This window comes from Streptococcus sp. oral taxon 058 str. F0407, assembly GCF_000235485.1.
GTDB lineage: Bacteria > Bacillota > Bacilli > Lactobacillales > Streptococcaceae > Streptococcus.
The window spans coordinates 87,432-97,714 of record NZ_JH378879.1 but is presented as its reverse complement, the minus strand read 5'-3'; the positions used below and the strand labels follow the sequence as shown (position 1 = coordinate 97,714).

The window sequence follows — 10,283 nt, the reverse complement described above, 5'->3', positions numbered from 1 at the left end:
AGTTTTTCAACTCTTTCTATTATACCTACTTTTTTTCCTTTGTCAAGAACTTTTTTTCAGTGAATTTGATTTTTTCTTTTCTTCACTAACTTAACGACTGCTTCTGTCCGTGCAGTGTGTGGGAACATATCGACTGACTGGATATACTGGAGATCATAAACTTTTACTAGTTTAACCAAATCTCGCGCTAATGTCGATACATTGCAAGATACATAAACCATTTTTTCCGGTACATAGGTTAGGATCGTATCTAATAATTTGTCGTCTAAACCCGTCCGAGGGGGGTCGACTATCAGAGCGTCGGCCCTATAGCCCTCTTGATACCAGCGGGGAATAATCTCTTCAGCTGTACCTGCTTCATAATAGGTGTTGTCAAATCCCATTTTTTGGGCATTTCGCTTGGCATCTTCAATGGCTTCTGGGATAATATCCATACCTCTGAGGCTCTTGACCTTCTTTGCAAAGGCGAATCCAATCGTCCCGACACCACAATAAGCATCAATCAGATGGTCTTCTTCACTAACATCCAGAGCCTTAACCGCTTCACTATAGAGAATTTCGGTTTGCTCAGGATTAAGCTGATAGAAGGCACGGGGGGAGAGAGAAAACTCATAGTCGAGTACTCCTTCTTGAATACTCTCTTGGCCCCAGATAACTTCCGTCTTTTCACCATAGATTTCACTTGTTTTTGCTGTATTTGTATTGACCGCAACTGTGACGACTTCTGGAAAATCCTTGACTAGATCTTTGACTAGTTGATTTAAATTAAGCTGACGATTTGTGACGATGATAATCTGGACTTGTCCAGTTTTTCTTGCTCGACGTACCATGATGGTACGAACACCTAGCGTTTTTCTCTCATCGGTGATGGGGATTTGATGGTAAGTGAGAAGCTCAGCTAGGCGATTCGCAATCGTCTGGGTTTCCTTATCTTGCACCAAGCAGTCTTTCAACTCGACAAGGTAATGAGAGTTTTGCGCATACAAACCTGCCTTGACCTGATTGTTAAATTTTCGAGTCTGAAATTGCAACTTAGCACGGTAGTACTTTGGTTCCTGCATTCCGATAGTTGGACGGATTTCATAATTTTCATATCCTGCAGGAGCAAATTTTTTCAAGGCTTGGTGGAGCAAATCCGTTTTGAACTCTAACTGTTTATCATAGTGAAGGTGCATGATTTGGCAACCACCACATTCATTATAAATCGTACATGCTGGTACCACTCGAAATTTAGACTTTTTATTAACCTTTAGCAATTTGGCTTCAACAAAGTTACGTTTAATAGAAGTAACCTGACAATAGATATCTTCTCCCTTGAGGGCTCCAGGCACAAAAACGAGGGTCTTCTGATAAAATCCGATTCCCTCACCATTAATGCCCATACGCTTGATTTTTAAAGGTATTTTTTGTTTGACTTTCAGATTCATACCCCTATCTTATCACATTTTAGGGTATAATAGAACTATGAAAATCACAAAACTTGAAAAGAAAAAACGCCTCTACTTGATGGAGCTAGATAATCAACAAACCTCTTATATCACGGAAGATACCATTGTCCGTTTTATGTTGTCTAAAGATAAGGTCATTAGCAAGGAAGAATTGACCGAGATTCAGGACTTTGCACAGTTCTCTTATGGTAAGAATCTCGCCCTCTACCATCTATCATTTAAGGCTCGAACCGAAAAGGAAGTGCGAGAGTATCTGAAAAAGTATGATATTGATGAAAAAATCACGAGTCAAGTTATCGCGAGTCTTAAAGAAGATAACTGGATTAATGATCGTCAGTATTCCTACTCTATCATCAATGCAAATCAACTTTCTGGAGATAAGGGACCTTATATGCTGTCTCAGAAACTTGCTCAAAAGGGAGTTGCCAAATCAACTATTGAAGATGTTTTAAAGGATTCTGATTTTTCGGAGGTTGCTCATCGTGTGGCGGAGAAACTTCTTAAAAAATACGCTGGAAAACTTCCCGCTCGTGCCTTGCAGGATAAGATTATTCAAAACTTGACGAACAAAGGCTTCTCCTATTCTGATGCTACAAATGCCTTTGATGACTTGGATAGTCAAGTTGACCAAGAAACGACTCAAGAACTCATTTTTAAAGAGTTAGACAAACAATATACCAAATACGCTCGCAAATATGAAGGTTACGAACTAAAGCAACGTTTAACCCAAGTTTTAGCTAGAAAAGGCTATGATTTTTCGGATATAGCAAGCGCTCTCAGAGAATATCTTTAACATTTTCATGTAAAATTCAAAAAAATTAGACCAATTTATGATATAATAGTAAACGATAAACTTATAAATTGTAGAAAGTTGGTTAGTTATGAAACTTCCAAAAGAAGGCGACTTTATTACAATTCAAAGTTATAAGCATGATGGGAGTCTCCACCGTACTTGGCGGGACACCATGGTACTAAAAACAACAGAGAACGCTATTATTGGCGTCAACGACCACACACTTGTTACCGAAAGTGACGGTCGTCGTTGGGTGACTCGAGAACCGGCTATTGTTTACTTTCACAAAAAATATTGGTTTAATATCATTGCCATGATTCGTGATAATGGGATTTCCTACTATTGCAATATGGCGAGTCCTTACTATCTAGATGAGGAAGCCCTGAAATACATTGATTATGATTTGGATGTCAAGGTCTTCACTGATGGTGAAAAGCGTCTCTTGGACGTTGAGGAGTATGAGCGTCATAAACGCAAAATGAAGTATTCTGATGATTTAGACTATATTTTGAAAGAGCATGTTAAAATCCTTGTTGATTGGATCAACAATGGACGCGGTCCTTTCTCAGAGGCCTATGTCAACATTTGGTACAAACGCTACATAGAACTAAAGAATCGGTAAAGTTGTCAAACTGGGGTGAGAACCCCGGTTTTTTTATTTGAAAAACCCAGATTTTCAGCTGGGTTGATTTCTATATATCTAATTTAGTAACAGTAAACTTGATGTGGGAGTAGTCTTTTTCAACATCCTTATCCAATAAGAAAGCCGTGGCATCCTTCTTAACCTGAACAAGATCAATGTTTTGGGCTTGAGCCGCATAGACACATCCACAATAACATTGACGATAAATATCATACTCCTCGCACATCTCCACCGAACGCTTGTAGCCTTGATTTTTCTTGAAATCACTTGGGAGATAGTGGGTGGTATAGATCTTTTGCACATCAATTCCGATACTGTTGATGGTTTGAGAATTCTTATGGGGACTGATGGTCAAGGCTGAACCAAAGTAGTCAAAGCCCAAATCCATAGCCACTTGCGCTGTTTTGTCCAGACGGTAGTCAAAGCACACCTTGCAACGGTCACCACCTTCGGGTTCTTCTTCTAGTCCTCTAACTAACTTCCGGTATTCATTGGGTTCATATGGGGCTTCTAAATACTGGACCGTATTTCCTGTTCGCTCATTGAAATCACTGACAAATTTCTTGGTGACGTAAGCCCGCTTGTGGTATTCCGCCTTGGGATGGATATTGGAATTGGCAAAATAGATAGTCACATCAGCGTACTTGGTCAGGTACTCCAGGGTGTAGGTACTACAAGGAGCACAGCAAACATGCATGAGAATAGTTGGACGTTGCTCATTTTTTTCCCAAACCTGAACCATTTTCTGCATAACACGGTCATAATTAATCTTCTGATTGGGATTCATCTTGCTCAGAATTTCTTCTACATCAATCATGTTCTTCTCCTTTTTCTAGTCTTATTTTATCATATAAGTTAGGAGAGCTCAAATCTATTTAGGAGAGAAAAACTTAAAAGGAGGGATGCGTCTTCCCTCCTTTTGTGTTTTTTTATAAGTTACTTTTACATCATCCCGCCCATCATGCTTGGATCCATTGCTGGAGCTGGGGCTACTGGTTCTGGTTTATTGGCTACGACTGCTTCTGTTGTTAAAATCAAGCTAGCTACAGAGGCTGCATTTTGTAAGGCTGAACGACTCACTTTAACTGGGTCGATGATTCCCTCTTCAATCATGTTGACCCATTCACCAGTCGCTGCGTTGAAGCCTGTGCCAAGATCAGCATTTTTCAAACGATCGATAACGATAGATCCTTCGAATCCTGCATTGTGGGCAATTTGACGAACAGGTTCTTCCAAGGCACGGAGAACAATATTGCGTCCTGTTGCTTCATCTCCTGTCAATTCCAAATTGGCCACTGCTGGGATAACATTTACAAGAGCTGTTCCTCCACCAGCAACGATTCCTTCTTCAACAGCTGCACGAGTAGCGTTGAGGGCATCTTCGATACGGAGCTTCATTTCTTTCAACTCAGTTTCAGTTGCAGCTCCGACCTTGATCACTGCAACACCACCTGACAATTTTGCCAAGCGTTCTTGCAATTTTTCACGGTCAAATTCAGAGGTTGTGGTTTCAATTTGAGACTTGATAACCGCAACACGGTGGGAAATGGCTTCAGGATTACCAGCACCTTCTACGATAACTGTACTGTCTTTGTCCACAGTCACTCTAGCAGCTTGACCGAGCGCTTCAATTGTCGCATCTTTCAACTCAAGACCAAGATCTTCTGTGATGACAGTTCCACCTGTCAAAATAGCGATGTCTTCAAGCATGGCTTTACGACGGTCTCCAAAGCCAGGAGCTTTGACAGCAACGACGTTGAAGGTTCCACGAATCTTGTTCAAGACAAGGGTTGGAAGAGCTTCGCCATCCACATCATCTGCAATAATCAGGAGTGGACGATTGCTTTGGAGAATACTTTCTAGAAGTGGCAAGATTTCTTGGATATTGGAAATCTTCTTGTCAGTAATCAAAATGTATGGATTTTCAAGATCAGCCACCATTTTTTCGCTATCTGTCACCATGTATTGTGAAAGGTAACCACGGTCAAACTGCATACCTTCTACAACTTCAAGTTCTGTTTCCATTCCACGTGACTCTTCGATAGTGATGACTCCATCTTTGCCAACTTTTTCCATGGCTTCAGAGATGTATTCGCCGACTTTTTCAGAACGAGAAGATACAGCAGCAACCTGAGCGATGGCTTCTTTATTGGCAACAGGGATGGCATTGTTTTTCAAGGCTTCTACAGCTGCGGCAACCGCTGCTTCAATCCCCCGACGGATACCGATTGGATTGGCACCAGCAGTAACGTTTTTGATTCCTTCACGGACGATAGCTTGGGTCAAGACAGTTGCAGTTGTCGTTCCGTCACCTGCGATATCATTGGTCTTTGAAGCGACTTCTGATACCAACTTGGCACCCATATTTTCAAAATGGTCTTCCAACTCGATTTCTTTGGCAATGGTTACACCGTCATTGGTGATGAGTGGTGAACCAAATGATTTTTCCAACACAACGTTACGTCCTTTTGGTCCCAAGGTTACTTTAACAGTGTCTGCAAGGATATCGACACCGCGGACCATAGCTGAACGAGCATCAGATGAAAATTTAATTTCTTTTGACATACTTACTTTTTCCTTCTATTCTTCAATGATAGCTAAGATGTTAGCTTCGCCTACGATGATGTACTTCTCATCGCCATCTTTGACATCAAGGCCTGCATGGGCTTCAACTAAGACACGGTCTCCAGGCTTAACACTTGGAGCTACCAAGTCACCATTCAAGGTACGAACACCTTGTCCTGTAGCAACAACTTGGGCTGTTTTTGTTTTTTCTTGGGCTGAACCTGCGAGGACAAAACCTCCAACAGTTTGTTCTTTTTCTTCAATTCTCAAGACCACACGGTCTCCTAATGGTTTCAACATTTGCTTTCCTCCATGATGAAATACATATTATTAGCACTCTTTATATTTGAGTGCTAATTTATAATTCTATTGTATCACTTGGTCAGAAATAGTCAAGAAAAAAGTCTGACTTTCTCAACATAAAAAAGCCTAAGATCTACTCAGGCTTTTCTATACTTAAAATGGCAATTCCTCCTCTTCCAAAACCAAATCCGCCAAATCCTGTCCCGCATTATTTTCACGCATGGCACGTTGGGCGCGGCTTTCCAAGAGTTGGAATCCTGTCACGAGAACTTCGGTCACATAGTTGGTCTGGCCATTTTTCTCGTAGCGACGGGTACGTAACTCCCCATCAACAGAAATGAGACTGCCTTTAGTCGCGTAACTTGCCAAGGTTTCGGCCAATTTACCCCAAAGAACCAGATTGACAAAGTCGGCTTCACGTTCCCCATTTTGGTCTTTGTAACGACGATTCACAACAATAGTTGCGCGTGCTACTGACTTGTCATTGTTAGTTTTGTGCAATTCTGGTGTAGACGTCAAGCGCCCAATCATGATAACTTTATTATACATTTTTCATCCTCCCACTTATCTATTCGCAGGAAATCAAAAAAAGTTACAGAAATTCGTAACTTTTCGAGGAAATTTTTTACTTTTTATGAACCATAAATCCTGTCGCCTGTTGATTGGCCATAATGGTCACATCTGTAATCTGCACACGACGGGGTTGACTGGTCACATAGACTACTGTGTCTGCGATGTCTTGTGCCTGCAAGGCTTCGATTCCCTGATAAACCGTCGCAGCCCGCTCTTTGTCACCATGAAAACGTACCGTAGAAAAATCTGTTTCAACAATTCCAGGTTGAATGGTTGTCACCTTGATATCCGTTGCGATGGTATCAATTCGCAGTCCATCTGAAAAAGTCTTAACCGCAGCCTTGGTCGCTGAATAAACAGCGGCACCAGCATAGGCGTAGATTCCTGCAGTAGAGCCCATATTAATGATATGTCCTTGATTGGCTTTCACCATTGCTGGCAAGAAAGAGCGAGTGACTGCCATCAAACCTTTGACATTGGTATCCAACATGGTCAACATATCCAACTCTTCATAGTCCTGATAGGGTGCCAAGCCAAGAGCTAAGCCAGCGTTATTGACCAAGATATCAATCTGACCTATCGTTTCTAAAATATCTGCACAGACAGTCTTTACCATGGACATATCCGTGACATCCAGTGGGAAAGTCCAAACCGTTTGATTTGGAAAAGTTTCTGCAAATTCTGATTTGAGGGCTTCTAGTCTGTCTGTCCGTCGTCCAGTTAGGACGACATTCTCACCCTGATCCAGATAAGCACGCGCAATCGCTTCACCAATTCCTGATGTCGCTCCTGTAATCACAACATTTTTTGCCATTTTATTCCCTCCTATCTGGTGTATCAGATACTGACAACTTCTTAGGCAGTCCAGTGCTTAGCTGGGTCAAATGGAGTTCCGACAACTTGGTCTTCTGATAATTCAATAACCCCACGTTTTTGCGGAGCATTTGGCAAGGCAAGTTCACGAGGGCTGCACATCATGCCAAAACTCTTTTCGCCACGAAGTTCGCCTGGGAAAATGAGATTACCTTTGGGCATCATCGCTCCAGGAAGAGCTACAATGGTTTTCAAGCCAAGACGCGCATTAGGAGCTCCAGCAACGATTTGCACCGTCTTATCACTCGCGACTGCAACTTGGCAGATATTGAGGTGATCGCTATCTGGGTGAGCTACCATCTCGACAATCTCACCAACAACAAACTTAGGTTCCTTATCGTTGATAATCTCTTCTATAAAACCTTCAGACTGCAACTCTTGGTTTAAACGAGCGACTTGCTCATCTGATAAAAAGACTTGACCACGCTCTGCAATCTCAAACAAACTTGAAACTTCAAAAATATTCCAAGCCACTGTTTCCCCATTTTCTTTGAGGAAAACACGGGCTACCTTGCCTTTACGCTCCACGTCCAATTTGGCATCTCCGCTGTTTTTCACGATGACCATAAGGACATCACCTACATGTTCTTTGTTATATGTAAAAATCATTGTTTCCTTTTCTCCTATTTCAGTCCTGCTAAAAAGTCGTTAATTTCTTCCTTGCTTTTACGGTTGCGATTGACAAAACGACCGATTTCCTTGTCCTTTTCTAGCACAACAAGGCTAGGAATTCCGTAAACATCCCAGAGTTTAGCCAGATCCATATACCGGTCTCGGTCTACTCGAATAAAGGTGAACTCTGGATTGGTCTCCTCAATCTCTGGCAAGGCTGGATAGATATAACGACAATCGCCACACCAGTCCGCCACAAAAAGAAAGACCTTCTTGCCATCCTGCTCGACAAAACCTGCGAGTTCTTCTATACTACCAGGAGTAATCATAAGACTTCCTCCTCATAGACCAGATCTTCATTTTCGTAGACAAAGGTATAGTGACGACCATCCTCGAAAATGACTCCTCCGACGAGTCGCTCTAGACTACTTTCGTAAACTTGAACATAGAGTGTCGCAATCTCTCCCATATCTGAGAAATAGTCTCGTACAATCGCTGTCAACTCTTCCTGAGTCTTCATGAGTTTGTGATGATCTGTTGCTTTTTTGGCACCCAAAGCAAGGGCACTTAGACCAGCCACAGTCAAGCCAGTCATCCATAATTTCTTAGCTTTCATACCTTTCATTGTAACACAAAAAGGGCTTTAGGACAAATGAGGAAACATGGATTAGGGCAAGTAAAAATCCCCTTCCCTTAGTAAGAGGAAAAGGACTTCTCATTCTTATTGCCAAGCACCTGAGTTGCCGACATAATAGCCATCAGGTGTGTAGGTATTGCGAAGCATCTTACCTGAAGAATCCAGATAGTACCACTTGTCCTTGATCCAAACATTGGACTTCATGGCACTTTCCTCCTTTGTTTGCATACCATAAAGTGGGTACTATAAAACTCAGTAAATGTCCTGAACCACCGTGCGGTTTTCTTCAAGAGAAATGACTTTCTTTTCAAACTGCAAATCCGGCATGCAAGCAGCCAAATCCTTTTCAATTTCTTCTAACGCTTCTATACGCATTTCTACCGAGGTATTTTCATTACCTTGAATGATGAAAATAGCATTTTTTGTATCTTCATCAAATTTGTAATGTTCACTATCGCGAACATCCAGCCAAGCTAAAACTCCATTTTCATCCCGATAAACATAGTCCGTCTGTGCAACATGCTTCTCCGTTGACAAGATAGGTAGGAAAATGTCCTCCCTTTGGCTAACAGAAAACTCTATCTTTTCCCCAATCTTATCCAAATCATGCCCACCAATCGCCAGCAAAGAAGAAAGCGTCTCTACATTGTAGATATCGATGATACTGTTGATGTGAGGGAGGGAGCCACGATGCTGGATATTGCGAATGAGGGCAACCACTGTCGGTGGATTTTTCTTGACGCTACGCCCAACTCGCTGGAGCAACTGCCTATAACCTTGGATAACAGGAGACTCTTGAACTTCTTTTACATCACACTCTAGCGCCCATTTCTCCCTCTCCTCTTTCTTTTTCAGAAAAGCAAGAGGCAACGCAGCGTGAGAATCGACGTTTTTAGCAATACCAATCACGACATTCTTGATCCCCAAGTCATACAAACTTTTATCTAAACGAAACTCCATCGGCAGGCACCTCCTTTGAAAAATGCTCAACTTCCTACTTTTATTTTACACCTTCTAGCCCCTGATTTCAAGGAAATCATCAACTCTCTCCCGACAAATAAAAAGAGAAGATCAAACTGATCTCCTCTGTGAGGCTTCTTATACTTCGTCACTCGTTTCAGCGTCATCATCTGAAAACTCGTCGTCTTCTTCGTTGAGTTCTACATCTTCACCCAAGTCATCAGGCGCGATTTCGTTGATTTCTGCATCATAAGCTTCCACTTCATTTTTCTCATCATCTGGATTTTCATCATCGTAAGAAAGAGCTGGATCTGCTTCGTATGCATCTTCGTCTTCGGGATCATCTGCATTGTAGTCAATGGCATCTGAATCGCCGTCCATGAAGGCATTGACACGTTTTTTCTTAGCTTTTGGTGCTACTTCATCGTCGTCACTTTCTTCAAGAGCGATGATTTCTTCGTCGATTTCGTCCACACCATACCATGAACGAAGCCCCCATTTGTTGTCCCCAAGAGAGATGAAGCTACCGTCAAAGTTCAACTCTGTGTAGAACAAAGGCAAGGCTTCGCGGATATCGCTGTTTGATGTTCCAAGATAGTTTTGAATTTCATTTACAAGATCGCTAAAATGCATCTCATGGTCGCGACCACGAAGTTCCAAGATAGCACGCGCTACCTCAATCATAGATAGTTCACTTTTTTCTTGCCCAGCAAATACTTCTAATTCCAAAGCGTTTCTCCTCATTTTTACTACTATCGCCAGAGCGAACAGACTCTGACCTCATTTTATCATGTACTCTTTATTGTACGATAATTTTGCGGAATAGTCAAAGGTTAAAATAGATTTGTCTATGATTTATTAAGTAAAAATCAATTG

The 10,283-nt window shown here is 41.8% G+C and carries 13 protein-coding genes and 1 pseudogene; 2 read left to right on the top strand and 12 right to left on the bottom strand.

The window, feature by feature from the left end; translation table 11 throughout:
• Positions 1–56 precede the first annotated feature (56 nt).
• Positions 57–1,427, bottom strand: coding sequence for a 23S rRNA (uracil(1939)-C(5))-methyltransferase RlmD (gene rlmD / locus HMPREF9184_RS00825; RefSeq protein WP_001050319.1), 1,371 nt, complete (start codon positions 1,425–1,427; stop codon positions 57–59).
• 37 nt (positions 1,428–1,464) lie between these two features.
• Between rlmD and recX the strand changes: the two genes are divergently transcribed.
• Together recX and ntdP are read left to right on the top strand one after the other, a co-directional pair.
• On the top strand, positions 1,465–2,241 hold the full coding sequence (recX, locus tag HMPREF9184_RS00820; RefSeq protein ID WP_000705111.1) for a recombination regulator RecX: 777 nt from the start codon (positions 1,465–1,467) through the stop codon (positions 2,239–2,241).
• A gap of 88 nt (positions 2,242–2,329) precedes the next feature.
• Complete coding sequence (gene ntdP, locus HMPREF9184_RS00815; RefSeq protein ID WP_000775318.1) at positions 2,330–2,863, top strand: nucleoside tri-diphosphate phosphatase; 534 nt, start codon at positions 2,330–2,332, stop codon at positions 2,861–2,863.
• A gap of 70 nt (positions 2,864–2,933) precedes the next feature.
• On the opposite strand, the gene HMPREF9184_RS00810 is transcribed toward ntdP, so the two are convergent.
• The 11 genes and pseudogenes from HMPREF9184_RS00810 to rpoE form a co-directional block, all read right to left on the bottom strand.
• Positions 2,934–3,701, bottom strand: a complete 768-nt coding sequence (locus HMPREF9184_RS00810; RefSeq protein ID WP_000567567.1) for an epoxyqueuosine reductase QueH — start codon at positions 3,699–3,701, stop codon at positions 2,934–2,936.
• 125 nt (positions 3,702–3,826) lie between these two features.
• A complete protein-coding gene (gene groL, locus HMPREF9184_RS00805) occupies positions 3,827–5,449 on the bottom strand; it encodes a chaperonin GroEL (protein ID WP_000031561.1) in 1,623 nt (540 codons plus the stop codon).
• Positions 5,450–5,464: 15 nt separating this feature from the next.
• The gene (groES, locus tag HMPREF9184_RS00800) at positions 5,465–5,749 is read right to left on the bottom strand and encodes a co-chaperone GroES (RefSeq protein WP_000917342.1); all 285 of its coding nucleotides are present in this window, start codon (positions 5,747–5,749) and stop codon (positions 5,465–5,467) included.
• 156 nt (positions 5,750–5,905) lie between these two features.
• Positions 5,906–6,301 carry a single-stranded DNA-binding protein gene (locus HMPREF9184_RS00795; protein ID WP_000282468.1) on the bottom strand — a complete coding sequence of 132 codons (396 nt, stop codon included), beginning with the start codon at positions 6,299–6,301 and terminating at the stop codon, positions 5,906–5,908.
• A gap of 76 nt (positions 6,302–6,377) precedes the next feature.
• The gene (locus HMPREF9184_RS00790) at positions 6,378–7,139 is read right to left on the bottom strand and encodes an SDR family NAD(P)-dependent oxidoreductase (protein WP_001107738.1); all 762 of its coding nucleotides are present in this window, start codon (positions 7,137–7,139) and stop codon (positions 6,378–6,380) included.
• A gap of 41 nt (positions 7,140–7,180) precedes the next feature.
• Positions 7,181–7,807: a YtpR family tRNA-binding protein gene (ytpR, locus tag HMPREF9184_RS00785; protein WP_000578295.1), complete on the bottom strand. Its 627-nt coding sequence runs from the start codon at positions 7,805–7,807 to the stop codon at positions 7,181–7,183.
• A 14-nt stretch (positions 7,808–7,821) separates the two neighbouring features.
• On the bottom strand, positions 7,822–8,139 hold the full coding sequence (locus HMPREF9184_RS00780) for a thioredoxin family protein (RefSeq protein ID WP_000632385.1): 318 nt from the start codon (positions 8,137–8,139) through the stop codon (positions 7,822–7,824).
• The gene (locus HMPREF9184_RS00775) at positions 8,136–8,435 is read right to left on the bottom strand and encodes a DUF4651 domain-containing protein (protein ID WP_009444075.1); all 300 of its coding nucleotides are present in this window, start codon (positions 8,433–8,435) and stop codon (positions 8,136–8,138) included. The genes HMPREF9184_RS00780 and HMPREF9184_RS00775 overlap by 4 nt, the downstream gene beginning before the upstream one ends.
• 96 nt (positions 8,436–8,531) lie before the next feature.
• Positions 8,532–8,651, bottom strand: a pseudogene (locus HMPREF9184_RS00770) (choline-binding protein A); the annotation flags it as partial.
• Between the two features lie 48 nt (positions 8,652–8,699).
• Positions 8,700–9,407 carry a B3/B4 domain-containing protein gene (locus tag HMPREF9184_RS00765; protein WP_000395702.1) on the bottom strand — a complete coding sequence of 236 codons (708 nt, stop codon included), beginning with the start codon at positions 9,405–9,407 and terminating at the stop codon, positions 8,700–8,702.
• A gap of 138 nt (positions 9,408–9,545) precedes the next feature.
• Positions 9,546–10,136 carry a DNA-directed RNA polymerase subunit delta gene (gene rpoE / locus HMPREF9184_RS00760; protein ID WP_000418419.1) on the bottom strand — a complete coding sequence of 197 codons (591 nt, stop codon included), beginning with the start codon at positions 10,134–10,136 and terminating at the stop codon, positions 9,546–9,548.
• Positions 10,137–10,283 lie beyond the last annotated feature (147 nt).